The sequence below is a fragment of the Limnohabitans sp. 2KL-27 genome (genome assembly GCF_001269345.1).
In the GTDB taxonomy this organism is placed as follows: domain Bacteria; phylum Pseudomonadota; class Gammaproteobacteria; order Burkholderiales; family Burkholderiaceae_C; genus Limnohabitans_A.
Window position 1 is genome coordinate 259,324 of record NZ_CXOP01000002.1, and the last position, 24,788, is coordinate 284,111.

General features: G+C 59.8%; 23 protein-coding genes. 11 read left to right on the forward strand and 12 right to left on the reverse strand.

Annotation, left to right across the window (positions count from 1 at the left end):
* Positions 1–507: 507 nt before the first annotated feature.
* The 3 genes from LHAB_RS03860 to LHAB_RS03870 all read left to right on the forward strand — a co-directional run bounded on the left by LHAB_RS03860 (position 508) and on the right by LHAB_RS03870 (position 5,803).
* Entirely contained in the window at positions 508–2,433 is a 1,926-nt protein-coding gene (locus tag LHAB_RS03860; RefSeq protein WP_090044062.1) for a hypothetical protein, read from the forward strand.
* Positions 2,434–2,669: 236 nt separating this feature from the next.
* The gene (locus LHAB_RS14610) at positions 2,670–4,742 is read left to right on the forward strand and encodes a fused MFS/spermidine synthase (RefSeq protein ID WP_194943084.1); all 2,073 of its coding nucleotides are present in this window, start codon (positions 2,670–2,672) and stop codon (positions 4,740–4,742) included.
* Between the two features lie 287 nt (positions 4,743–5,029).
* Positions 5,030–5,803: a FadR/GntR family transcriptional regulator gene (locus LHAB_RS03870; protein WP_090044064.1), complete on the forward strand. Its 774-nt coding sequence runs from the start codon at positions 5,030–5,032 to the stop codon at positions 5,801–5,803.
* A gap of 1 nt (position 5,804) precedes the next feature.
* Here the strand turns inward: LHAB_RS03870 and LHAB_RS03875 are convergent, their stop codons facing one another.
* Together LHAB_RS03875 and LHAB_RS03880 are read right to left on the reverse strand one after the other, a co-directional pair.
* On the reverse strand, positions 5,805–6,836 hold the full coding sequence (locus LHAB_RS03875) for a Bug family tripartite tricarboxylate transporter substrate binding protein (RefSeq protein ID WP_090044065.1): 1,032 nt from the start codon (positions 6,834–6,836) through the stop codon (positions 5,805–5,807).
* Positions 6,837–6,864: 28 nt separating this feature from the next.
* A complete protein-coding gene (locus LHAB_RS03880) occupies positions 6,865–7,737 on the reverse strand; it encodes an isocitrate lyase/PEP mutase family protein (protein ID WP_090044066.1) in 873 nt (290 codons plus the stop codon).
* A gap of 70 nt (positions 7,738–7,807) precedes the next feature.
* Between LHAB_RS03880 and LHAB_RS03885 the strand changes: the two genes are divergently transcribed.
* The gene (locus LHAB_RS03885; RefSeq protein WP_090044067.1) at positions 7,808–8,602 is read left to right on the forward strand and encodes an SDR family oxidoreductase; all 795 of its coding nucleotides are present in this window, start codon (positions 7,808–7,810) and stop codon (positions 8,600–8,602) included.
* Between the two features lie 128 nt (positions 8,603–8,730).
* A complete protein-coding gene (locus LHAB_RS03890) occupies positions 8,731–9,258 on the forward strand; it encodes a lipocalin family protein (RefSeq protein ID WP_090047634.1) in 528 nt (175 codons plus the stop codon).
* Positions 9,259–9,298: 40 nt separating this feature from the next.
* On the opposite strand, the gene LHAB_RS03895 is transcribed toward LHAB_RS03890, so the two are convergent.
* Positions 9,299–9,916: a hypothetical protein gene (locus LHAB_RS03895; RefSeq protein ID WP_090044068.1), complete on the reverse strand. Its 618-nt coding sequence runs from the start codon at positions 9,914–9,916 to the stop codon at positions 9,299–9,301.
* Between the two features lie 187 nt (positions 9,917–10,103).
* Between LHAB_RS03895 and LHAB_RS03900 the strand changes: the two genes are divergently transcribed.
* On the forward strand, positions 10,104–11,099 hold the full coding sequence (locus LHAB_RS03900; RefSeq protein WP_090044069.1) for an oxygenase MpaB family protein: 996 nt from the start codon (positions 10,104–10,106) through the stop codon (positions 11,097–11,099).
* On the opposite strand, the gene LHAB_RS03905 is transcribed toward LHAB_RS03900, so the two are convergent.
* The 6 genes from LHAB_RS03905 to LHAB_RS03930 form a co-directional block, all read right to left on the reverse strand.
* Positions 11,068–11,496 (reverse strand): c-type cytochrome, encoded by a 429-nt coding sequence (locus tag LHAB_RS03905; RefSeq protein ID WP_090044070.1) that lies wholly within the window; start codon positions 11,494–11,496, stop codon positions 11,068–11,070. The genes LHAB_RS03900 and LHAB_RS03905 overlap by 32 nt on opposite strands.
* 176 nt (positions 11,497–11,672) lie before the next feature.
* Complete coding sequence (gene pcp / locus LHAB_RS03910; protein WP_090044071.1) at positions 11,673–12,329, reverse strand: pyroglutamyl-peptidase I; 657 nt, start codon at positions 12,327–12,329, stop codon at positions 11,673–11,675.
* A gap of 14 nt (positions 12,330–12,343) precedes the next feature.
* A complete protein-coding gene (locus LHAB_RS03915; RefSeq protein WP_090044072.1) occupies positions 12,344–13,780 on the reverse strand; it encodes an NAD-dependent succinate-semialdehyde dehydrogenase in 1,437 nt (478 codons plus the stop codon).
* A gap of 110 nt (positions 13,781–13,890) precedes the next feature.
* Entirely contained in the window at positions 13,891–14,640 is a 750-nt protein-coding gene (locus LHAB_RS03920) for a glucose 1-dehydrogenase (protein ID WP_090044073.1), read from the reverse strand.
* Positions 14,637–15,761 (reverse strand): aromatic ring-hydroxylating dioxygenase subunit alpha, encoded by a 1,125-nt coding sequence (locus LHAB_RS03925; RefSeq protein ID WP_090044074.1) that lies wholly within the window; start codon positions 15,759–15,761, stop codon positions 14,637–14,639. The genes LHAB_RS03920 and LHAB_RS03925 overlap by 4 nt, the downstream gene beginning before the upstream one ends.
* Positions 15,762–15,774: 13 nt before the next feature.
* Positions 15,775–16,743, reverse strand: a complete 969-nt coding sequence (locus LHAB_RS03930) for a Bug family tripartite tricarboxylate transporter substrate binding protein (protein ID WP_090044075.1) — start codon at positions 16,741–16,743, stop codon at positions 15,775–15,777.
* A 283-nt stretch (positions 16,744–17,026) separates the two neighbouring features.
* On the opposite strand from LHAB_RS03930, the gene LHAB_RS03935 reads away from it, so the two are divergent.
* From LHAB_RS03935 to LHAB_RS03945, 3 genes are all read left to right on the forward strand, one after another.
* Positions 17,027–18,460: an aldehyde dehydrogenase family protein gene (locus LHAB_RS03935; protein WP_090044076.1), complete on the forward strand. Its 1,434-nt coding sequence runs from the start codon at positions 17,027–17,029 to the stop codon at positions 18,458–18,460.
* 4 nt (positions 18,461–18,464) lie between these two features.
* Positions 18,465–19,355, forward strand: coding sequence for an NAD(P)-dependent oxidoreductase (locus LHAB_RS03940; protein ID WP_090044077.1), 891 nt, complete (start codon positions 18,465–18,467; stop codon positions 19,353–19,355).
* A 261-nt stretch (positions 19,356–19,616) separates the two neighbouring features.
* On the forward strand, positions 19,617–20,042 hold the full coding sequence (locus LHAB_RS03945; RefSeq protein WP_369814124.1) for a universal stress protein: 426 nt from the start codon (positions 19,617–19,619) through the stop codon (positions 20,040–20,042).
* Positions 20,043–20,075: 33 nt separating this feature from the next.
* Here the strand turns inward: LHAB_RS03945 and LHAB_RS03950 are convergent, their stop codons facing one another.
* Positions 20,076–21,044 carry a tripartite tricarboxylate transporter substrate binding protein gene (locus LHAB_RS03950; protein ID WP_090044079.1) on the reverse strand — a complete coding sequence of 323 codons (969 nt, stop codon included), beginning with the start codon at positions 21,042–21,044 and terminating at the stop codon, positions 20,076–20,078.
* 39 nt (positions 21,045–21,083) lie between these two features.
* A complete protein-coding gene (gene argE, locus LHAB_RS03955; RefSeq protein WP_090047636.1) occupies positions 21,084–22,316 on the reverse strand; it encodes an acetylornithine deacetylase in 1,233 nt (410 codons plus the stop codon).
* Between the two features lie 141 nt (positions 22,317–22,457).
* On the opposite strand from argE, the gene LHAB_RS03960 reads away from it, so the two are divergent.
* Complete coding sequence (locus LHAB_RS03960; RefSeq protein ID WP_090044080.1) at positions 22,458–22,775, forward strand: NIPSNAP family protein; 318 nt, start codon at positions 22,458–22,460, stop codon at positions 22,773–22,775.
* 40 nt (positions 22,776–22,815) lie between these two features.
* Here the strand turns inward: LHAB_RS03960 and LHAB_RS03965 are convergent, their stop codons facing one another.
* Positions 22,816–23,535, reverse strand: a complete 720-nt coding sequence (locus tag LHAB_RS03965; protein ID WP_090044081.1) for an SDR family NAD(P)-dependent oxidoreductase — start codon at positions 23,533–23,535, stop codon at positions 22,816–22,818.
* 275 nt (positions 23,536–23,810) lie between these two features.
* Between LHAB_RS03965 and LHAB_RS03970 the strand changes: the two genes are divergently transcribed.
* Entirely contained in the window at positions 23,811–24,785 is a 975-nt protein-coding gene (locus tag LHAB_RS03970; RefSeq protein ID WP_090044082.1) for a Bug family tripartite tricarboxylate transporter substrate binding protein, read from the forward strand.
* Positions 24,786–24,788 lie beyond the last annotated feature (3 nt).

Below are 24,788 nucleotides of genomic sequence, written 5' to 3' on the forward strand. Positions count from 1 at the left end.
GCAGCCCACCGCTGTGGTGACTCGGTGAGCCGCCCATCATATTTTGGCCATCGACCCCATCGGGTGTATCCGTGCCGTTGACACACCGAGTGTTGCCAAGCCAGCAGTCTCGCTCGGTCTTCCCCATCCGCAACTGGAGCTTGGGCACATCCTTTTTTAGTTAAAAAAAATAATAACCACTATTTATGGATTCAATCCCAAGACCGTGACGACTCAGAACGTGGAGCAGCCAAAAAATTTATGAATATGAAAATTTGTACACAACAAAAACAATGTGACATGAGCATCATATGATTCATTTTAAAAATTCATTAATATCAATAGATAAAATAAATAAATTTTGCCTGATGGTTATTAACTATTTTATAGTATTTAATTGCCGCATTGTTTGAGGGCACGGTTCATGGGAAGTGAGTTCTTGTGAGTAATCGTGAGCAATCACACTCTTTGGGGTGTTAAAAACCTTTTGGATTTTTTCACAGTCCACATCAACAAAAAGGTTTTGTCATGAAAGTTCCCTACAGATTGCTGCCATTGGCATTGATCGTCATGTCGATCAGCGCTTGCTCGACCATGGATAACCCAAAGAATTCATTCAATTCCTCACCGCTCAAACCCGCTGATTACATCAAACCCAGTTTCGCCAAAAAATCTGACCCCACCAATGCCCAGCAGCTCATGCAGAGCGGAACCGACTATTTACAAAAAGGTGATCTGCAAAAAGCCCATTCCGTTTTCAGTGTTGCCTTGAAACTTGATATCAGAAATGCTGGACTCCATTTCCTGAATGGTTTGACCTACCAAATGATGTATGAAGCAGGTGATGAAGCCAGCTTTGACTTGGCAGTGACTGGTTTTAACACTGCACTTTCACTGGATGAAAATTTAGAACCTGCACAGCTTCAATTGGGACAGCTTTATATTTCAGCTAAAAAATATGATTTGGCACAAAAAGTATTTTCTGAAGCTTACGCCGGCAATTCCAAGTCAACACGCGCATTGATGGGGATGGCCCAGTCTTCAATCTTGGCGGGAGACATGAAGTCATCTTATTGGGCCACTGTTAAATTAGAAGCACTGGGCACAAAAAGCCCAGAATTTTTAAGACTGAAAGCCATCCAAGCCGCGTTGGCACAAAGCCCTGAAAAAGCCAAGGCTTACGCCAAGCAATATGCGCAGCTTGCCAATGAAAAGGGTGCAACCAGCGATGTTGACTACGTCAACAATCGCGTTGATAAACTGTTGACGATGAACACCAGCTGGAGCGCTCCAGCCAACAGCGGCATTCAAATCGCACAAGCCGATACCGGTGGCAAATCCAAGGAAGAAGCCAAAGAGGGCGCCGCTGAAGAGTCGAAAGAAAGTGTTGCTGGAGCGCATCAACTGTGGTGGCGTTGCGATCCAAATCCGGGCTTGTCTTTGCAAAAAGACGGTTTACCGCAGCTTCAGCTGCCAGTGACAGAAGAAAACGCCACAACGCTGACTTTGCCAAAGCCATGTGCCGGTGAAAAGCCTCCGATGGCCATGATTGAAGTGACCATGATTCGAACCGAAGAATCCATGACACGCATGCAAGGTATCAACCTGTTGGACGGCCTGAAAATGGTGAAAGACACATTTTTGGATGCCGATAAACGCAGGGTCATTGGCAATGACGACACGATCACCACAAGTGCAGCATCGTTGATGTACTCTTTGAATATTGCCAATTCACTGTTTGCAAAAAATGAAGTGATTGCGCGCCCAAGTCTTTCAGCTGTAGACCGCTTACCTTCTGTGTTTTTCAGCGGTCGCACTGTTTCAATTGCAAGCGGCACGGTCAATACTGGCTTTTCATTATCTGACAAATCAGTGGGTACAAGCTTGTCCATCACCCCGACGTTCGTGGATGATGACAATGTGTTGCTCTCCATCCGATCCAGCCGTTCTTTCATTGAGCCATCAGAAGGTGTAAATATCGCATTGGTTCAATCAAGGAATGCCGTCAATGCCAGCGCCCGCGTGAAGTTCGGTCAAACTTATGTTTTGAATGGCATGATTGAACGTGAGAAAGACAATGTGAATACTGGTTTTCCAATATTAATGGATATTCCAATCATACAAAATCTGTTCTCGAAGAGTGTCAAAATAGACTTTAACCGTCAAATATTAACGCTGGTCACAGTTCGCAGATTGGTCGATGACAAAGACTCAATCCATCTTGCCAAAAATCCAACTGGAACGATCAATGGCCATAAATTGGCCAGCGAGGTTCAAGAGTTCATTGATCTTCAGTCCAACCAAACCGTGATGGATGAAGTTCTCAATGGCCTCAGAAAAGACAACAGCTTGTACAAGCGTCTTCGGAACAAAGATGTGGTTCAAGAAAGCTACAGCTCGCAATCGATGATTCAAAGACTGCTGATGGATTTGAAAGAACTTGCTTATTTCTAAATTATTTTGATGATTAACAATCAAAATTAAGGCCCAAAAAAGACTCCAGCTCATTTGCTGGAGTCTTTTTTTCCGCTTAGATTTATCAAATGGGCAGCCTGTATCTGACACCAATTCGTCAACGATCGATTACATGGTTCGCAATCGTAGGGTCGCCACGGATTCTGCTGGCATCCAACTCAAATGCGCGAATTATTTCCTCAAAAGATCATCCTCATCTCTAAAAAGCCAAGTCCATGTTTTACTTTTCGGCCACCATCTTCACAAGTGCATTTCTATTATTCATGGTGCAGCCCATTATTGCCAAACAAATTCTTCCTTGGTTTGGAGGCTCGTCGGCCGTATGGACAACTTGCATGGTTTTCTTCCAGATGATTTTGCTTTTGGGTTATTGGTATGCTGATTTTGTTGTGCGCAAACTGACCAACCGAACTCAAGCTATTTTCCACTCAACAGTGGTTATTTTTTCTTTAATTTGTTTGCCCATCATTGCAAGTAACGAATGGAAGCCAACCGCTGACACAGAGCCTGGAACAAGAATTTTGTTACTTTTAACGGTAACAGTCGGTTTGCCGTATTTGCTGCTTTCCACAACAGGGCCACTGGTGCAGGCTTGGTTTGCGCGTTGCTATCCACAGGCCAAGGTATACAGGCTGTTTGCCTTGTCCAACTTTGCTTCACTCATCTCGTTACTTGCATACCCTCCACTGATTGAACCGCACATTGATTTGCAAAGCCAAGCATGGTTATGGAGTGGTGTTTATGCGGTCTATGCTTTGCTGATTGTTGTATCTGCTTGGCACTCTGTTCGACAAGGCGTGGTCAGTCAATTACAAAAATCAACTGAAACTCAAATAGGCCCTGTTGGCGATGCGCCTGCCAAACAGGATTACATGCTTTGGATTTTACTGGCCACTCTCGGATCAGTATTGCTCTTGTCATTTACCAATCACATCACACAAAATATTGCGTCTGTTCCTTTTTTATGGATAGTTCCTTTGGTACTGTACTTGGTGACTTTTATTTTGGTATTTGACGTGGGCAGCTCAAGAGGTAAAAGTGGTTGGTACTCAAGATTGGTTTTTATACCCTTGTTGTTTGCTTTACTAATTATTACAACCTATGGCATGTATGAAGGCTTTGCCTCTACCATGAACATTTATATTGCATTGCCATTATTTTGTATTTTATTATTTGTGGGTTGCATGTTTTGTCATGGTGAGTTGGCTTCACTTCGGCCAGCAACTCAATACATCACTCAATTTTATCTGTGCATGTCAATCGGCGGTGCTGCGGGCGGCCTCATGGTTGGGTTACTGGCGCCATTGGTTTTTAATTCTTTCGCAGAACTGCCTTTGGCGCTTATTTCATGCGGTCTTTTAGCGAGCTTTGTGATGTGGAAAGCGCCTTCTGGTGCGATCCAGTCCAAGCTCAATTCAACGTTGATCAGTTGCGCCATCGCTTTAACTTGTGCGATGAGTTGGTTTTTATGGCAAGAGTCACAAACAAGCGAAGAAACGCTTTTGCAGCACAGAGATTTTTACGGCACTTTACGTGTTTCAGAATCTGATAAAAACATGACGCCTGAGTCTGTGCGTGACTTGTACCACGGGGTCATTAGCCATGGTTGGGAACACACCTACGAGCCACTGCGCTCTAAACCTGTCAGCTATTTTGGCCCAGGCACTGGCATCGCTCGAACAATTGATTTTTACCAACAAGAAGAGCCCTCTGTTCGGGTCGGCGTTCTGGGTTTGGGTATCGGAATTTTGACCTCTTATGGCCGTCAAGCTGATAGTTTTCGCATATACGAGTTGGTGCCCGCGGTCATTGATATTGCCAAAAAGTACTTTTGGTATTTACCCTCTTCCAAATCCAAAATCGATTACGTGGTGGGTGATGGGCGCTTGAGCCTGGAAAGAGAACAATCCAATGAGTTCCATATGCTCAGCGTGGATGCGTTCTCTTCTGACTCCATTCCGATGCATCTGATGACTGTTGAGGCTTTGCAAGTCTATAAAAAACAAATCAAAAGTGACGGCGCAATTGTTTATAACGTCACCAATCGCTTGATCAATTTGGCCCCTATGGTCAAATTGATTGCAGACCAAGAAGGGATGGAAGCGATCTTAATTGCCAATAGACCCTCAGAGTCTGATCTTTATCCCACGGATTTTGTGGTGGTGACCCATAACAAAAAATTAATTGCCGCATTAAAAAATACACAAGACTTCATGCCCATTGAGACATTGCCTAAGATCAAGGCCTGGACTGATAGTTATAACAACTTGTTTGATGTGTTGCGGTAGTCCTATTTCCAGGCAGGCAGGGCGCAGGCCACATCCACCTTTGTGCTCGTTGGTGCGGTAAGGACACACCCCACCAACTGAGCGAGTCCCAAGGCAGGCGATGGGCATTGCCCAGCACCGGATGCAGGGCCCTCGCCTCAAACAAGGTGGAAGTCATTTCATCATCGTGTTTTACTGCTGCATCGCGTTGTCCCCATTTGGGCTTGGCTTGCGGCCCCGCACCAGGTTGACAGCATGAAAAACGATCTCAGGCTATGCTTCAGAATCGTCTTTTGTATGACAACTTCATGATCCAGCATTTCACCCCCGTGTCCAGCGGCGCTCGCCTGTCTGACCAGGTGGCCGAGCAACTGGCCAACGAAATCAAACAAGGCCGTCTTTTGCCCGGCGACAAACTACCCACCGAGGCACGCTTGGTCGAGCAGTTTGAAGTGAGCCGCACCGTGGTGCGCGAAGCGGTGTCTCGGCTCAAGTCCTTGGGCCTGGTCGACTCACGCCAAGGCAGCGGGGTGTTTGTGAACCCCCAATTGCCCTTTGCACCGCTCAACTTCGAGGCCCGGCATGCCGCCTCGCAAGAGGCGGTGATCCAAATGGTGGAGGTGCGCCGCGCACTGGAAGCCGAGGTGGCCGCGTTGGCGGCCGAACGGCGCAACGCACGCGATATTCGCAAGATCGAGCAAGCCGTCCAGGCCCTTGATGCGGCTGTCCAGTCGGGCGGCGATGGTGTGGCCGAAGACGTCAAGTTTCACCGGGCCATTGCCGACGCCACGTGCAACCCTTTCCTGATCCAGACGCTGGAGTACTTGGGCCAGTTTTTGCATGGGGCCACTCAAGTGACCCGCGCCAACGAGGCCCGGCGCATGGACTTTGCGGCCGAAGTGCAAACCGAGCACCAGGCCATCTTGCAAGCCGTCAAAGCCGGTGATGCCGCTGCGGCCAGACAAGCCGCCGCCACGCACATGGGCAACGCCATCACCCGCATCCGCAGCGCAGACCCGGCCTTTTGGGTGCAAGAAGGCGAGCGGCTGGCACAGCCCCTGGTCAAAGGGCTGCGGCCTTGAATCACTCGGCCTTGATGTTGGCCGACTTGACCACCGCCGCGTAGCGCGACAGGTCACGCGCCATGTCGCGGCCAAACTTCTCCGGGCCGCCGGGGCTGGCGGTGATGCCCAAGGTGTTCAAGCGCTCGCGCACGGCAGGGTCATTGAGCACCGCGTTCAGCTCGGTGTTGAGCTTGTCCACAATGGCCCGAGGCGTTTTGGCCGGGGCCAGCAAGCCCACCCAGGAGTTGATGTCGAAATCGGTCACGCCCGATTCGATGAAAGTGGGCACATCGGGCATGGACGGTGCGCGCTGTGCACTGGACACCGCCACCGCATGCAATTTGCCCGACTTGACGTGCTGGATCGCGCCCGCCACAGCGGTGTAGACCAGCGGGATGGTGCCGCCCATCACATCGATCATGGCCTGGCCACCGCCTTTGTAGGGAATGTGCGTCAGGTTGGCGCCCGTGCGCTGCTTGAGCAATTCACCCGCGATGTGCGGCGTGCCGCCCGTGCCGGAGGTGCCATACGACAGGCCGCCCGATTGGGTTTTGGACAAGGCGATCACTTGCTGCAGCGACTTGGCGGGCACGCCGGGGTGCGACACCAAAATCAGGATGGCATCGCCGATCTTGCCGATCGGGGCAAAGTCTTTGGCGGTGTCAAAGCCCACCTTGGTAAAGACGTGCGGGTTGATCACCAGCGTGCCGTCAAAGCCCAACAGCAAGGTGTAGCCATCGGGCTCGGCCGCGGCCACCATTTGCGTGCCGATGTTGCCCGAAGCGCCCGGCTTGTTGTCCACGATCACCTGTTGGCCCAGGCGCTTGGACAGCTGCTCGGCGATCAGGCGGCCGCTGGTGTCGGTCACGCCGCCGGTGGCAAAGGGCACCACCAGACGAATGGGTTTGGCGGGGTAGGCCGATTGCGCTTGCGCCGTGCTCGCGCTCAAGGCCAGTCCCCCGCAGGCAGCGGCGATGAGGCCTGTGCCCTTGGCGGCATTCAGAACAGTTTTCAGCCATTGGCGGCGGGGTGTTGTCGTGGTCTTGGTCATGTGGGTCTCCGGAAGGTTTTAGAGGGAATCAATCGGTCTCGGCGTAGCGCTTTTCAAAAGCCCACACGTCTTCAAAACCCATGAGCTTTGTCAGGTCGGCAAAGTCGTACAAAGGCGTGGCGCCCTTGGCCGATGAGCCGGTGTCCTTGAACTGCTGGTAAACCTGCGCCATGGCCTGCACCCCGGCCAGCAAGGCGGTCACGGGGAAGATGGCGATCTTGTAACCCAGCGCTTCCAGCTCGGGGCGCGTCAGCACCGGGGTGCGGCCTTTCTCGACCATGTTGGCCACCAGCGGCAGATCCAAGCTTTGGCCGATGCGGCGCATCTCTTCTTCGGTCTCGGGTGACTCGACAAACAGGATGTCGGCACCGGCCTTGGCATAGGCCTCGGCCCGGCGCAGCGCTTCATCCAAGCCCAGCGTGGTGCGGGCATCGGTGCGGGCGATGATGAGGAAATCTTTGGAGTCGCGCGAATCCACCGCCACCTGGATTTTGCGCACCATGTCGGCCATGGGGATCACGCGGCGACCCGGCGTGTGGCCGCACTTCTTGGGGAACTCCTGGTCTTCGAGCTGGATGGCGCAAGCGCCCGCCGCCTCGTAGCCCCGGATGGTGTGGCGCATGTTGAGCAAGCCGCCGTAGCCGGTGTCGGCATCGGCAATCAAGGGCGTGCGGGCCATGCCCGCCATGGCCGTCACGCGCCCGACCATGTCGCTGTAGGTGGCCAAACCCGCATCGGGCAGGCCCATGTGCGAGGCCACGGTGCCGTAGCCGGTCATGTACAGCGCATCAAAGCCAAAGTTGTCGGCCAGACGCAGCGACACCATGTCAAACACACCAGGGGCGACCACGAGGCCGGGCTGGTTCAAACGCGCACGCAGCGCAGAGGTTTTTGTAGTCATGCGGCAAAAATGGATGAAGAGTGTTCAAATCACGAAATTCAACTTGGTTATTTCATCAGAAGAGCATCCCATGAATCTGCACTTAAGCGACAAGCACGTTTTGATCACCGGCGGCAGCAAAGGCATTGGCCTGGCCTGCGCCCAAGCCTTTTTGGAGGAAGGGGCCAAAGTGACGCTGGTGTCGCGTGACACGGCCAATCTGAAAAATGCGCTGCAAAAGCTGCAGGCCCATTTTGCAGCCGATCGCATCCACACCGTGTCCGCCAATTTGCGCGATGCAGGCGATGCCCTGACGGCGCTGAATTCGGCAGAGGCGGCCTTCGGCCCGGTCGATGTTTTGGTGAACTCGGCGGGCGCAGCCAAGCGCACGCCCGCGCCCGAGCTCACGCCCGAGGCCTTTGCCGATGCCATGCAGGCCAAATATTTCACCACCATCCACATGCTCACGCCCACCATCCAACGCATGGCCCAGCGTGGCCAAGGCACGGTGGTGAACGTGGTGGGCAACGGCGGCAAAGTGGCCAGCCCGATCCACCTGCCCGGCGGCGCGGCCAACGCGGCCCTGATGCTGGTGAGCGCAGGCATGGCGGCCGCTTACGGCCCACAAGGCATCCGCGTGAATGCGGTGAACCCCGGACTGACTTTGACGGACCGTCTGCAAGAAGGCATGGCGGCCGATGCCCGCATCAAAGGCATCGACACCGAAGAAGCCATGGCTCAAGCCGTGGCCAAAATCCCATTGGGCCGCATGGCCGAGCCTGAGGAAATCGCCAACGCCGTGGTGTTTCTGGCCTCGTCCAAAGCCAGCTACATCACCGGCATTTGCATGAGCATGGACGGTGCACTGACCCCGATCGTGGTGTAACAGACAGACTGGGGCTGCGCCTGTGTCATGCTCAGCAGGCCGCTGCCCCTTTTTGCTTTTGTGAGACCCCCACCATGACCCTTGCCACGAACCGGTCGCATCGCCTGCTCAACTCGGCCCAACACTGCATGGTCTCAGGCCTGTTGGCCTGGGCGGCTGCCACGGGGTCGGCGCAGGCCGAAGTAGCGCCGCTGCAAACAGTCCCTGCGGTGGACGTGCCGCGCTACATGGGGACCTGGCACGAGATCGCCAAATACCCCAACTGGTTCCAGAAAAAATGCGCCAGTAGCACGCAGGCCACGTACACCCTGCAAGCCAATGGCCAAGTGCAAGTGCTCAACCGCTGCAAAACCGACAAGGGCGAGTGGAGCGAGGCCTTGGGCGCAGCCCGTCAAATCGGCGGGCCGACCTCTGCCCAGCTCAAGGTGCGTTTTGCACCCGAGTGGCTGTCGTTCATTCCGCTGGTGTGGGGAGATTACTGGATCATCGAGCTGGACCCGGACTACCAGTGGGTGGTGGTGAGCGAGCCCCAGCGTGACTACTTGTGGATTTTGTCGCGCACGCCCCAATTGCCTGCCGCCACCTACCACGCTTTGCTGGGCAAGCTGGAAAAACGGGGTTTTGACCTGAAACGGATCGAGCCCACCAAGCCTTGAGATTGGCGGGCTCGATGGGGTTTTGGGAAAAGCGCTGGGGTCAGTGAACGGCTTCGGCCACGCGCACTTGGCGCGCTTCGCCAGCCTGCAGCCAGCCTTGGTTGGCGGCGTCTTGTGCCAGCTGGGCGATCAGGGCGCGGGCATCGGCGTTGACCATGGCCACAGGTTGCAGGCGCAGTGCAGCGTCCGAAAAGTGGTGCACCACTTCGGCCACGTCGTCAGCGTCCAGCGCCGTGGGTTTGTAGACCGGGCTGCAGGGCGCTTTTTGGCCCAAGGCACGGTAAAACACCGCTGACAAGTGGGATGACGCGCCGTACACGCTGTGCTGTTGGCCGGCAGCCGTCACCCGCAGGGTGTAGCCATATTTGCCTTTGACGCACTCGGCCTGGGTGATGTCTTTCAAGGTCAAGTGGTGCACCAGGGTGCCGCTGTCGTTTTCTGAGACCAGCAACTGGCGGTCGGTCAGCAGCCACAGGCCACGGCCGGACAACACCACGCGGCCGAGTACATAGCCCAGCACCCGCTCATCGGGCTGGATGTGGTCGCGCATCTGGTCCACATCGGCTTGCTTGAGCAGTTGCGCACCATAGGGGTTGTGGCCCTCAATGAGCAGTTCACTCAGTTCGTTGCCGTTTTTCAAAAAGTCCAGCCAAGCCATAGGGGTCTCCAAATAAGTCGTGGATGTTCGGTCATGGCGCGGGAGACACAGGCCTCGGCCCACAAATAGGCCCACAGTATGCCCGGTTATTCAGGTAAATCCCAAGGCATTTCATGGCCATTGCCCTGCGCCGTGCACCCAACAGAGCGCTGACCCAAACTGCGGTTTGTCTTCCATCGGGCCCACCATGTTCAAGCCATCGCGTTTTTTGCCCCACCTGAGTGCTGGGGACTGCCCAGTCCTGACCCCGCTGTCCGAACAGCTGTCGGCCCACCTGAAAACCCAGCTGGGCCAGCGCGTGCGTGCCATGACCGGGGCCACGGGCGATGCGCGAGACTTTTTGCAGCCTGCGGGCGACCCCGGTCTGTTTGGGCCCGACTCGGCCGCCTGGCAGGTGCACGCGCACTTTGTGGCCATGATGACCGGGGGCTTGTCATCGCTCATGTTGCAGGCCCTGCACCCCCGGGCGCTGGCGGCCGTGTGGGACCATTCCAGTTTCCGCACCCAACTGCAGGCGCGGCTGGGTCGCACCGCCTTGTTTGTGGCCACCACCACCTATGGCGGCACGGCGGCTGCGTTGCAGACCCTGGAGCGGGTCAACCGCATCCATGCGCACATTCGGGGCACGCTGCCCGACGGCACGCCCTATGTGGCCAACGACCCGGAACTGATCCGCTGGGTGCATCTGGGCGAGACCACCAGTTTCTTGCGGGCCTACCAAGACCTGTCGCTACAGCCTTTGCCCCCAGACAGGCAAGACCAGTACTTTGCCGAAATGGCGCAAATCGGCCAGCGCTTGGGGGCGCACGATTTGCCACTGACACGCCACCAGGCCTTGACGCAGCTGCAAGCCTTTCGCCCCGAGCTGCGGGTGGACGAGCGCACGCGAGAGACGATTGCCCTGATCGAACACTACCCATGCATGCCCCTGGACCGGCCCTTGGTGAGCCTGATCGTGCGGGCCGCGTTTCAGATGCTGCCGGACTGGGCGCTGCAGATGCTGGGTCGCGAACGCCGCTGCCCGCTGGAGCAAGCCGCAGTGCGCACCGCCTTGCAAGGCATGGGCGCGTCGCTGGCCTGGGCTTTTGCCGACACCGGTGTGGCCGCCCGCGCCCGTCAGCGCATGGCGCCCGGGTTCGCGGCCTCGGCATTCAGGGCTGCTGAATCGTCTCCAAGTACATGAGCAAAGACACGATGCGGTTGCGCGCCGACCACTCGGCGGTGCGGGGCGAGTCGCTGGGCTGGGTCATGGCGCGGGCTTTGAATTCGTTGCCCCACACCGGCATCTCGCGCGAGCCATGCGGCCCGCCATCGCCGGACCAACGCCCGTCGATCACCTCCCACATCAACTCCTGCGGAAATTTGCCGCCATGGCGCTGCGCAACCCGGGTCAAGTCAGACGGGGGCTTGACCAAAAACGAATGCACCGGGCCATCGCCCTTGCCGGAAGCGCCGTGGCAGCTGGCGCAGTTTTCCCTGTAGTCAACCCGCCCCAAGCCGACCGACGTCTGCGCCCAAGATGCGGCTGTGACGCTGAGGATGCTGGCAATCACGCATCGGCAAATGGTTTGTTTGTGCATGGGTGCTCCTGTTGTTTTGCAAGAGCCCCATCATCCTGAGAACGGCTGTCCAAGTCTGTGCGCTGGCACGCCAAAACCAAGGTATCGGCTTACCGGTTCGTCTGGATGTGGTGCGGGGCCTGAGCGCCCACAGCAGACAGCTCGGGAGCCCTGGCCGTGGACACAGGCATCGCGATTCAGTTCAGGGTGCCGCCGCTGATGGCCAAGTCGCTCAGCCCCTGCTGCCGATGCGCCACCAACAAGGCCAAGGCCTGCTGCACGCCAGCCGCCTGCACAGAAACCGGCCAGCTGGGCAAGGTCGGGCCAGGCCAATGGGCCGCTTGCTCGGGCAAGAGCGGCAAGTGCATGAAGCCGCTGAGCACCCCCAGCCCTGCCAACGTGTGCTGCAAGGCATAAAACACCTGGTTGCAGACAAAGGTGCCCGCCGTGTGCGAGACCGAGGCCGGAAAACCCGCCGCCTTCAGGCCCACCACCAGCGACTTGATGGGCAAGGTGCTGAAATACGCCGCCGGGCCACCGTCGATGACGGGCACATCGATGGGCTGCGCGCCTGCGTTGTCGGGGATGCGGGCATCCTGGACATTGATGGCCACTCGCTCGACCGAAAAATCGCAGCGCCCCTCGGCTTGGCCCAGCGCCAGCGCAATGTCTGGGCGGTGCTGCGCCAAGGCGTGCTGCAAAGCGGGCAGGGCCTGCGCAAACACACAAGGCAGCTGCACCGCCGTGACCTGCGCCCCGGCGATCACCGCGCCCTGTAGGGCGCGGGCCACTTCCCAGGAAGGGTTGATGCTTTGTCCGCCAAAGGGTTCAAAGCCCGTGAGCAGGATCCGCATCACCGCCGTCGCCTTCAGACGTTGAAGATCGACACCGTCTTGGTGTTGAGGTAAGCCTCCAGTGCCTCGGGGCCGCCTTCGGAGCCGTAGCCCGAATCCTTGACGCCGCCAAAAGGCAGCTCGGGCCAAGGCGCAGCAGGCTGGTTGACCCACAGCATGCCCAGTTCCAGGCGCTGGCTGAGTTGGTGCAGAGTCTTCATGGAGTTGGTGAACGCGTAACCGGCCAAGCCAAAGGGCAGGCGGTTGGCTTCGGCAATCGCGTCTTCGATCTTCTCGAAGCTGCGGATCGCGGCGATCGGGCCAAAGGGCTCGTTGACCACCACATCGGCATCGAGGGGCACATGCGAGAGCACCGTGGGCGCAAAAAAGTTGCCCTGCGTGCCAATCCGCTCACCGCCGGTGAGGACCTTGGCACCTTTGGCGCGGGCGTCTTGCACGATGGACTGCATGGCGGCCAGGCGACGCTCGTTGGCCAGAGGCCCCATTTGTGTGCCTGCGGCCAGGCCGTCACCCACCTGCAGGGCCTGCGCTTGGGCGGCATATTGCTCGGCAAAGGCATCGGCAATTTTGTGGTGCACCAAAAAGCGGGTGGGGGCGATGCACACCTGACCCGCATTGCGGAACTTGGCCGCACCGGCGGTCTTCAGGGCCAAGCCAATGTCGGCGTCTTCGGCCAAGATGACCGGGGCGTGACCGCCCAGCTCCATGGTCACACGCTTCATGTGCTGGCCTGCCAAAGCGGCCAGTTGCTTGCCCACAGGCGTGGAGCCTGTGAAGGTGATTTTGCGGATCAGCGGGTGGGCAATGAGGTAGTTCGAGATCTCGGCGGGTGTGCCATAGACCAGCCCAATGACGCCAGCAGGCACGCCTGCATCGTGAAAGGCGCGGATCAATTCGGCAGGCGCGGCAGGGGTTTCCTCCGGCGCCTTGACGATGATGGAGCAACCGCTGGCCAGCGCGGCAGACATCTTGCGTACGGCCTGGTTGATGGGGAAGTTCCAGGGCGTGAAGGCCGCCACAGGGCCCACAGGCTGCTTGAGGACTTGCTGCTGGACGTTGATGTTGCGGGGCGGCACGATGCGGCCATACACGCGGCGGCCCTCTTCGGCAAACCACTCGATGATGTCGGCGGCCATCATGGCCTCCACCTTGGCTTCCGCCAAGGGCTTGCCTTGTTCTTGCGTGAGGAGTTCGGCGATTTGCGGGGCGCGTTCGCGCATCAAAGCGGCGGCCTTGCGCAGAATGGCGCCGCGTTCGTTGGCTGGGGTGTCACGCCACAACTCAAAGCCTTTTTGAGCGGCTTGCGCGGCACGCTCCAGGTCGGGAATGCCCGCATGGGCCAAGCGGCCGATCTCGGTGCCGGTCGAGGGGTTGAACACGGACAAGGTCCGGCCGCCTTCGGCATCGCACCATTGGCCGTTGATGAAGAGTTGGGTGTTGGGGTAAGTCATGGGCAGTGTCCAATCAGAGCGTCAAATGTCAAAATACTCCGTCGCAAAACAGCACAGGCCGCAGCAGGCCTGACGGTGCAACATAAGCTGGGGTGGGCGTATTGTGTCAGTCAGATGTTGCGTCCGCCGTCCACATCGAGACACACCCCCGTGAGGAAGGCGGCCTCATCGCTGGCCAGGTAAACCGCCGCATGGGCCACATCCAGCGGCTGGGTAAAACGGCCCAAAGGAATGCGTGCCAAGAATTTTTGCCGGTTTTCGGGGGTGTCGGGCATGCCCATGAACTGCTCCATGAGAGGCGTTTCGCCAATCATGGGGTTGATCACGCAGACCCGGATTTGGTCCTTGGCCAGCTCCAGCGCCAGCCCCTTGCTGGCGGTGATGACCGCGCCCTTGCTGGCGCTGTACCAGCACAGCCCGGGGCCAGGGCGCACCCCCGTGGTGGAGGCCACGTTCACAAAAACACCCCCACATTGCTGGCGAAAGAGCGGGGTCACATGGCGGTTCATGTGGAACAGACTCTTCACGTTCACTTGGTAGAGCCTGTCGAACTCGGCCTCGGTCACCTCACCGGCAGGCTTGTTGGGGTGGGTGGTGCCGGCGTTGTTGACCACGATGTCCAGACGGCCAAATTGCGCCAGGGTGAACTGGAGCAGCTGTTCAATGTCGGCACTGCTGGAAACATCACAGCGGCAGGCGACGCCGCCAATGCGGCTGGCCACTTCCTGGCCTTTTTCAAGGTTCAGGTCGACCACCACCACGCGGGCACCTTCTTGGGCAAAACGCTCGGCGATGCTGGCGCCAAAGCCTGAGGCGGCGCCGGTGACGACAGCCACCTTGTTGTGAAGTCTGGGTGTCATGGGCTGGTTTTCTGGCGGGTTGCTGGGCTCGCCATGGCAGCTTCTTGCTGCAAACGGCGTTTGATGATGAAACGGGCTTGGTTCAGGCCGCTGTCGTGGGCGGTGGCCACGGGTTTGAAATGCGGGTCCAGGTTCAGGTTGCGCTGCTGCGCTTCGATGATGCTGCGGTCTTCGCCGAAGGCCTTGACCACGTCCTGAAAAATCGCCTCGGTGATCTCGGGCCTGTCCAGCATGAAGTGGTGGGCCTGGCAAAAGAAGTAATGCGTGGTGCCATCGGTCTCGGGCGTTTGCACCGAGGTGTGGCGAAACTGCAAGGCTTCAGGCACGCGGGTGCCCTCTGGCGCACCGGTGCCCGTGGGGGCAGAACCCGCATCCATGCGCAAAAAGGCCGGTGCATGCCATTCGTAGATTTGCCAGCGGTCTACCAGGCCCTCAAATGTCGCCACGCGCTGGTGGTTGGGGGACATCTCGTCGTTGATGTACCAGCGCGTGATGCGCAGGCCCGGCCCGGCTGCATCGTCCGTCAGGCGGTCGATCTGGGCCCGGACCTGGGCATTGGAGACGGTGCCCAACGTGGTCGGGTGCACAAAAGACAGGTGCGAAAAATCCAGCAGGTTGTCCACCACCAGCTGGTAGTGCGCCTGGTAATGGATGTAACCGGGCTTCATGCGCCACTCGGGGTGATCGTGCCAGAAGAAATCCAGAATCCGGGCAGGGTCGGCCAAGGCTGGGTCGCCCATCCAGATCCAGATGAAGCGGTCGCGCTCAACCACCCGGTAGGCCTTGACACAGGCAGATGGGGGAATTTGCGACTGGCCCGGGATGTCGGTGCAAGCACCTTGCGGGTTGAACTGCATGCCGTGATACAGGCAGCGGATGTGGTCCCCCTCGACCCGGCCATGCGACAGCGGTGCCGCCCGGTGTGGGCATTTGTCGGCCAAGGCCACCACCTGGCCCTGCGTGTCGCGGTAAAACACCACCGGCTCGCCCAGCAAGGTGCGGGCGAGCGTGCCGCTGTGGCCCACTTCGTGGTCCCACGCGGCCACATACCAAGCGTCGCGAATAAATTCCGAAGACAGGTAAGCCTCCCCGCTGTGCGGGGTGCCATTTTCTGGGTTCATGCGGGCCTCGCGCTCAGTCGGCTTTGAAGCCGGAAGCCCTGACGATCGGGCCCCAGCGGTTGGTGTCGACTTCCATGATGCGGCTCAAATCGGCCGCGCTGCCACCGCCGGTTTCAAGACCCAGCGACAGGAACTTCTCGATCACATCGGGCGATGCCAGGGCTTTGTTCAGCGCCTTGTTGACCCGCTCGACCTCTGCGCTGGCGGTTTTGGGCGGCGCATACAAACCGAACCAGCCCTGCCCAACGATGTTGGGGAAACCCTGCTCGGCAAATGTGGGCACATCGGGCAAGACTTTGGCGCGTGCGCGGCCCGAGGTGGCGATGATGCGGGCCTTGCCGGCGCGGTGGTTTTGCAAAAACTCGAACACCACGTCAATGCCTGCAGGCACCTGATCGCCCAACACGGCCGTTTGCAAAGGTGCACCGCCGTTGTAGGAAATATGCACCATGTCCACTTTGGCCTCCCGGGCCAGCATCAGGCCAAAGAAATGCGGCAAGCTGCCCGCTGCAGGCGAACCAAAACTGGCTTTTTGTGGATTGGCCTTGAGCCAGGCCACGAACTCGGACACGGACTTGATGGGCGAGTCGCCCTTGACCGCCAGCCCGAAGTTGAAATTGACCACATGGCCGACCGGCGTGAAATCGGTCGCGGGGTTGTAGGGCAACTTGCTGAACACCAAGGGGGCCAGCACCGGCACCACCACGGGGGTGATCATCAAGGTGGTGCCATCGGCCGGCGCGTTTTTCAGCAATTCGGCGGCCAGGCGGCCACCCGCACCGGTCTTGTTTTCAATCACCACAGGCTGGTTCAGATCGACCCGCATTTTCTCGGCAATCGTGCGGGCCACGGTGTCGATCGAGCCACCGGGCGGAAACCCCACGAGGAGTTTGATGGGCTTGTCGGACTGGGCAAGCGCTTGCGGCGCGTGCAAAAGTGGCAAGGATGCTGCAGCTGTGACCAGCAAGTGGCGGCGTTTCATGGTGTCTCCTGGGTTTTGTATGGGAAAAGGTTGGGGTGACCTCTGCTGACTCTATGCACTTTCAACACGATTGATCTAATCAACCAACCCTATCGTTTTCCCTAGGGTGGCACTCAAGGGCAGGCGGCTGAGCGGCGTTTTCGGTGCTGCAAATGCACGCTTCGGATCCTCCGTCCAGGGTTTGCCAAGCAGCCCCTTGGTGCAAGGCGGTGGATTCGGTCAGCGCCGCAAGGCACCTGCGGGCAGGCGGTAAACTGACCGCATGACATTGGAGACAGGTCCCATGAAACTGCACTACATCGCCAACCAGCACACCGCTCCGGCCTCGGGCCAGGACATCCCGGTCATCGATCCGTCCACCGGCGAACAGTTCAACGCCATTGCCCGCGGCAACGCGGCCGACATTGACCGCGCGGTGCACGCCGCCCGCGAGGCCTTCCAGGGCGACTGGGGCCGGCTGACCGCCACCGAACGCGGCCGTTTGCTGCAGCGCCTGTCGCAGCACATGCTGGCGCACATCGACGAGCTGGCCGCCATCGAGTCGCGCGACTGCGGCAAGCCCACCACGCTGGCGCGCGGCGACGTCACAGCAGTGGCGCGTTACTTCGAGTTTTATGCCGGCGCCGCCGACAAGTTGATGGGCGAGACCATTCCGTTCTACAACGGCCACACCGTGTTCACACTGCGCGAACCGTTTGGCGTGACGGGCCATGTGATCCCCTGGAACTACCCACTGCAAATTTTTGGCCGCAGCGTGGCGGCGTCGCTGGCAGTGGGCAACGCCTGCGTGGTCAAGCCCGCCGAAGACGCCTGCCTGTCGATCTTGCGTGTGGCCGAGATGGCCGCCGAGGTCGGCTTTCCGGCCGGGGCGCTCAACATCGTCACCGGCTATGGTCACGAAGCGGGCGACCTGCTGGTGCGTCACCCGGGCGTGGACCATGTGTCATTCACCGGCTCACCGCGCGTGGGCCAGCTGGTGATCCAAGCCGCGGCCGAACACCATGCGCCCGTCACGCTGGAGCTGGGCGGCAAGTCGCCGCAGATCATTTTTGGCGACGCCGACATGGACGCCATGACCACGGTGGTGACCAACGCCATCGTGCAAAACGCTGGCCAGACCTGCTCGGCGGGCAGCCGCGCCTTGGTGCACCGCCCGGTGTACGAGGCGGTGGTGGAACGCCTGGCCCAGTCCTTTGCCGCGACCCGCACCGGCCCGGCCCACATGGACCTGAACTGCGGCCCGCTGATCCGCGCGTCGCAGATGCAGCGCGTGCGCAGCTTTGTCGAGCTGGCCAAGCAAGATGGCTTGCCGATTGCCGCACAAGGCCAGCTGGTGCCCGAAGCGCCCCAAGGCGGCTTCTACCAAGTGCCCACCCTGATCCGCGATGTGCCCATCGCGCACCGCTTGGCGCAAGAAGAAATATTCGGCCCGGTCTTGACCATCTCGCCCTTTGACGACGAAGACCACGCCATCGAGCTGGCCAACGGCACCGAATACGGCTTGGCCGCAGCCCTGTGGACGCAGGATGGCGGTCGCCAGCTGCGCATGGCGCGTCGCTTACAAAGCGGCCAAGTGTTCGTCAACAACTACGGCGCGGGTGGCGGCATCGAGCTGCCGTTTGGTGGCGTCAAGGCCAGCGGCCACGGCCGTGAAAAAGGGTTCGAGGCGCTGTACAGCTTCACCACGCTCAAGACCATCACCCTCAAACACGGGTAAGCCAATGAACAACCCCCGCATCGGCATGATCGGCCTGGGCCTGATGGGTCTGGGCATCGCCACCAACATCGTCAAAAAAGGCTTCGCGCTCACGGCCATGGAACACCCGGGCAACCAGCCCTTGGGTGAGCTGATCGCCGCCGGTGCCACGACCGCACCCACCGCGCAGGCGGTGGCCCAGGCCAGCGACATCGTGATCCTGTGCGTCAACGGCTCGGCCCAGGTCGAGGCCATCCTCGCAGGTGACAGCGGTTTGCTGGCGGGCTTGCGCGCGGGCATGACAGTGATCGACTGCTCAACCAGCATTCCGGCGTCCACCCAGCAAGTGGCGGCCAAGCTGGCGCAGCATGGCGTGCGCTTCATGGACGCAGCCATGACCCGCACGCCCAACGAAGCGATGCAAGGCCGCCTCAACCTGCTGATCGGTGGTGACGCGGCGCTGCTCGAAGAGGTGCGCCCACTGCTGTCCACCTTTGCCGAAAACATCGTGCACGCGGGGGGCGTGAGCGCCGGCCACAGCATGAAGCTGCTGCACAACTTTGTCTCGCTCGGCTCGGTGACGCTGCTGGCCGAGGCGGCGGCCTGCGCGCGCCGCTCGGGCATCAACGACGCGGTGTTTGTCGAGGTGCTGGAAAAAGGCGGTGGCTGGGGTGCAGCGCTCGAGCGCCTCAAGCCCTATTTGTTGCACGGCGAAACCTCGGGCTTGCGCTTTTCGATGGGCAATGCCCTCAAGGACCTGGGCTACTACGCCGACATGGCGCGCGAAACCGGCTCGCACGACGCGGCGGCCCAAGCCATGCAAGCCACGCTGGCCGCCGCCTGCCAGGCGGTCGACCCGCAAACCCTGCTGCCCGAGTTGGTGGGCCAGCTGGCCAAGGGCGCAATCAAGGCCTGAAGACGCCTCCAACCCATCCCGCAGCGCCACCGCCTGTTTTGGGTGCTGGCCTACATCGCGTGGGAGATTGGCAGCGCTTGGAAGTGACGGGCAGGTATAGGCCGGTATAGAGGTCTCTATCCAAAGGCCGATGGTTTTATCCCGCCCATTTTTCTAGCATCGGATCACACGGGCTCCCAAGTTCAAGCTGGGGATCCGTGTGCGGCGCGGATCCCCACGCCATCACCTCACTTCGGAGAACTTCATGCCCGTATTCAAAAAATCCTTGTTCCCGTGGACGGCAGCGCCACTTCCAACAAAGCCGTGGACTTTGCTTTGCGCTTGGCACAAGACGATCAGGCCAGTGTCCGTCTGCTGCACTGTATTGACGAGACGTCCTTCCTTGACGCCTATGAGTATTCCAGTGATTTGATCAAGCAAGCACGGGAGGCGGGCCAGAAGATCTTGCAAGACGCTCTGGCGGCCGCGCAAAAGCTGGGGGTGACTGCCGACACCTTGCTGCTGGAGCGCGCAGGCCAGCGCCTGGGAAATTCGGTGGCCGATGCAGCCGGCGACTGGGGGGCTGATCTGTTGGTGGTCGGCAGTCATGGCCGCCGGGGCATTGGCCGCTTGCTGTTGGGCAGTGGCTCAGAGCAAATTTTGCGCACCAGCCCCGTCCCCGTGCTGCTGGTTCGGGGCTTTGACTGAATGGGCTGCTCCCAGCCCATTCATCTTTTGTGCTCAGTCGATCTTGGCGCCTGAGGCCTTGACCACCTGCGCCATGCGCACGTAGTCAGCGGCCAGCAGCTTGCCAAAATCGGCATTGCTCAAGTCCCGGGGTTCGATGCCTTGCTTGTCCAGGCGTTCCAGGATCACCGGGTCCTTGAGCAGCTTGCTCACGGCCGCGTGGATGCGGTTGGCCTGTTCTGCAGGCACGGCAGCCGGACCCAGCAAACCAAACCACGAATCGAACTGGTACCCCGGCAAACCGCTTTCGGCGATGGTGGGCAGATCGGGCAGGTATTTGCTGCGCTTGGGCGAGGTCACGCCCAGCAAGCGGATGCGGCTGTCCTTGGCAAAGGCCAAGGCCCCAATGCTGGCGGCAATCACCGCTTGGGCACGGCCGGAGATGACTTCGTTGATCGCCTCGCCCGTGGCTTTGAGCGGCACATGCACCACATCGATGCCGGCCAGGCCGTTGAAGTAAGCCATGGACAAATGCGTGGCGCTGCCCACACCGGCCGTGGCGTAGTTCATTTTGCCGGGGTTGGCCTTGGCGTGGCGGATGTATTCGGCGGCCGTCTTGGCCGGCACATCGGGGTGCACCATGAGCACGTAGCTGGCGCTGCCGATGTGTCCCAGCGGCGCAAAGTCCTTTTGCGGGTCGTAAGAAAGCTTGGTGTACAGCGAGCCTGCAATGTTGTGGCTGGCGGCGGCCATGACCATGACCGAGCCATCGGCTTCGGCCCGGGCGACAAAAGCGTTGCCAATGGTGCCGCCTGCACCCGCGCGGTTTTCCACGATCACGGTTTGGCCCAATGCCGCCCCCATTTCGACCGAGAACGAGCGGGCCAGGATGTCTTGCACACCACCCGGTGCAAAAGGCACCACGATGCGCACCGGTTTGGAAGATTGGGCCTGGGCCATGCCGACCGCCGACAGCAATGCGGTGCCCAAACTGGATGCCAAGAGTTCACGCCGTTGAATCATGAAAGTTTCCTAATGAAGGTTTTGAACCGTTGAAATGGATCAGGCCACGCAGACCCGGTCGGCCAGGCGGCGCATGAAGCGCTCGCACCAAGCCAGTTGTTCCAGCGTGACCCACTCGTTGGGTTGGTGGGCCTGCGCGATGTGGCCGGGACCGCACACGATGGTGGGCACACCCGCCTGGTGGAACAGAGCAGCTTCCGTGCCAAACGACACCTTGCCCGCGCCGCTGGCCGGGTCGACCTCGGCGCAGTCAAAACACAGCTGCGCGATCTCGCTGTCGGCGGCCGTGGCAAAGCCAGGCAGCACCGACTTGAGCTCGTGCGTGATGCCCGTGTCGGCGGCCACCGCCTGCATGGCGGGCAACAGAGCCTCGCCAAAAGCCTTGGCCCGTGCAAACAGGTCTTCGGGCGTGTTCATGTGGTGGTGGCGGATTTCCCAGGTCACCTCGCACTGGCGCGGAATGATGTTGAGCGCGGTGCCGCCCGCGATCACGCCGGTGTGGACCGTCGTGTGGGGCACGTCATAAATCGGATCGAAGGGGCCGTTTTGCACCAGCTCGCGGTGCATGCTTTTCAGGTTGGCGACGAACTCGCACGCGATTTCGACCGCGTTCACGCCCAACGGGGTGAGCGAGGAGTGCGCCTCAAAACCGTGCACCGTGGTTTTGTACGAGTGCTTGCCTTTGTGCGCGATCACCACCTGCATGCCGGTAGGCTCGCCCACGATGCAGCCTGCGGGCTTGAAACCTTGGGCCTGCATGTCGGCGATCATGCGGCGCACGCCGATGCAGCCGACTTCTTCGTCGTAGCTGAAGGCCAAATGGATCGGACGCTTGAGTTTGCGCTTGAGCAACTCGGGCACCATCATCAAACAGATGGCGCCAAAGCTCTTCATGTCGGTCACGCCCCGGCCGTACATCTTGTCGCCGATCACGGTGACCTTGAACGGGTCGGTGTCCCAAGGCTGGCCGTCCACCGGCACCACGTCGGTGTGGCCCGACAGCACCAGGCCACCGATTTTGGTTTCGCCGTCGTGCGCGGGCAGTGTGGCCCACAGGTTGGCTTTTTGGCCGCTGTCGTCGTAGGTGCGGCTGCAGGCGATGCCCAAATCGTTCAGATAAGCCTCGGTCCAGTCCAGCAAGGCCAAGTTGCTGTCGCGCGAGACGGTGGCAAAGGCGATCCATTTTTCAATGAGGGGCAAGGCGGCCAAATCGGCGGCTTGGACGAGGCCTGGTTCGGGCGACAAGGCGGCATGTGAAAGAGGGGCGTTCATGGGCGATTCCATCCAAAATGCCCGTGGCGGGCGTTTTTTCATCTTACAGGGCCGCCAGCGCCAGGGCGTCACCTTGCCGACAGGCGCGGCCCCGCCGAAACCCTACAGTGAAGACCACTTTCCTCACCCTTTGGAGTTTCCATGGCCCTGTATGAGCTGCGCACCTATTCTGTGATCGTCGGAAAAATGGCCGAAGTCGTTTCGCTGTACAAAAACGAAGGCTGGCCTGCGCTGGCCAAGCACCCGCAAAAACTGGTGGGCTATTTCACCGGTGACGTGGGGGCGATCAACGAACTGATCCACGTCTGGAAGTTCGACGACGACGCCGACCGTCGCGCTTTTTGGGCCGGGGTGTTTGCCGACCCTGAGTTCATGGCCTTTGCCGCCAAGATCCGCCCGCTGATGCGCGAGCAAAACAACAAGCTCATGCTGTCCGCCCCTTGGGGCCCACAACCCTGAGCTGGGTGGGACGGCCGGATGAACGGCCCTGGTTCAGGCCTTACTGAACCAAGTAGCCCCCATCCACCGGCAAGACCACGCCCGTGACAAAGCGGGCTGCGGGGCTGGCCAAAAACAGCACCGGGTCGGCCACGTCTTCGGGCTGGCCCCAGCGGCCCATGGGCGTGCGACCCACAATCTGGGCGCTGCGTGTGGGGTCGTCTTGCAGCGCCTGCGTCAAGGGCGTGGCGATCCAGCCCGGCGCCACCGCGTTCACCCGGATGCCGTCGACCGCATAGGCAATGGCCAGCGACTTGGTCAGCTGCGCCACGCCGCCTTTGCTCGCGCTGTAGCCCGGCGTCGGGCCGCTGCCAAAAAAGCTCAGCATCGAGGCGGTGTTGACGATGCAGCCCTGACGGGCTTTGAGGCCTGCTCGCGCCGCAGCGCAGGCCCGCATCGTGCCGTTGAGGTTGATGTCCACGGTTTTGACGAACACCTCTGGGTCATGCTCGACGCCGCGCTGAACGATGCCCGCGCAATTGACCAGCACATCGAGCTCGGTGAATTCGCCGAGCGTCTTTTGCACCTGCGCGTTGAGCCGCACATCCAGCACCTGGAAGGCAATCCGATGGTTGGCCGGCAACGCTTGCGCCGCCTCGACCTCGGCGGGCGTGGCCCCGGTGGCCGTCACATGGGCGCCCGTGGCGGCAAATGCCCGGGCAATGGCCGCGCCAATGCCGCTGGTGCCCCCGGTGATGAAAACTTGTTTGGCCGTGTCCATGCCGCGTCTAACTTTCTGGTTTTTTGAACATCCGGGGCGATCGCCCGGCCCACCCGCCGTGTGAGTGGGGGGTGCTGGTGTTTCCAGCTTACAAGCCGGTGCATGCATGCGCTGTCACCCATGGGCTGGCTCACGATGGGTTTGCGCCTGCGCGGGCAGGGCGCCAGAGACTTTCTCGGGATGAGGGCTCAGACCTGCCGTCCCGGTGTTCTCCCTGTTGCTGGGGTCTTGCAAAATTTGTATGATGACCTGATTAATTTCACTCAGGAGCCCCCATGCACCGCAGAAACTGGATCGCAGCAGCCGCTGCCGTGGTCGCCTTGTCGCCCTTTTTGGCCCCCACCGCTTCGGCGCAGGCCTGGCCGACACGCCCGATCAAACTGGTCGTGCCTTTCCCACCCGGCGGCCTGATCGACAACATGGCCCGTTTGGTGGCGCCCAAGTTGTCGCAAGAGTTGGGGCAGCCCATCGTGATCGACAACAAGCCCGGCGCCGGGGGCAACCTGGGTGCGGCCGAAGCGGCCCGCGCCGCAGCGGACGGCTACACCCTCTTGATGGCCTCGCCGCCCTTGACCATCAGCCCCGCGCTGTACACCAAGCTGCCCTACAAGCCTGAGCAAATCGTGCCGGTGGGCCTGCTCGGTCGTGTGCCCAACGTGCTGGTGGTCAACCCGGCTTCAGGCATCCAGAGCGTGGCCGACCTGAGCGCCCGCATCAAAGCCAAACCCGGCCAACTCAACTACGCCTCCAACGGCCAAGGCACCTCCTTGCACCTGAGCGCAGAGCTCTACAAAAGCATGTCCGGTATTTTCGTCACACACATCCCCTACCGGGGTGCTGCGGCGGGCCTGACGGCGGTGATGGCCGACGAGGTCAGCATGATGTTCGACAACCTGCCCTCGGCTCTGGGCCTGATCAATGGCGGCAAGCTCAAGGCCTTGGCCGTGACCACACCCCAGCGCAGCAGCGCCTTGCCTAACGTGCCCACCATGGAGGAAGCTGGCGTCAAGGGTTACCAAGTGTTTGCCTGGTTCGGCGTGGCCGCGCCTGCGGGCTTGCCTGCACCCGTCGCGCAAAAACTGGAACAAGCCCTGGAGCGCGTGGCCAAGCAGCCGGAAGTCCAGGCCGCCATCCAGAAAGCCGGTGCCGAGCCGACCTGGGTGAACGCCCAAGGCATGGCCAGCTTCATGCAGGCCGACATGGCGCAGTGGAAAAAAGTGGCGGCCTACGCCAAGATCAATCTGGATTGAGAG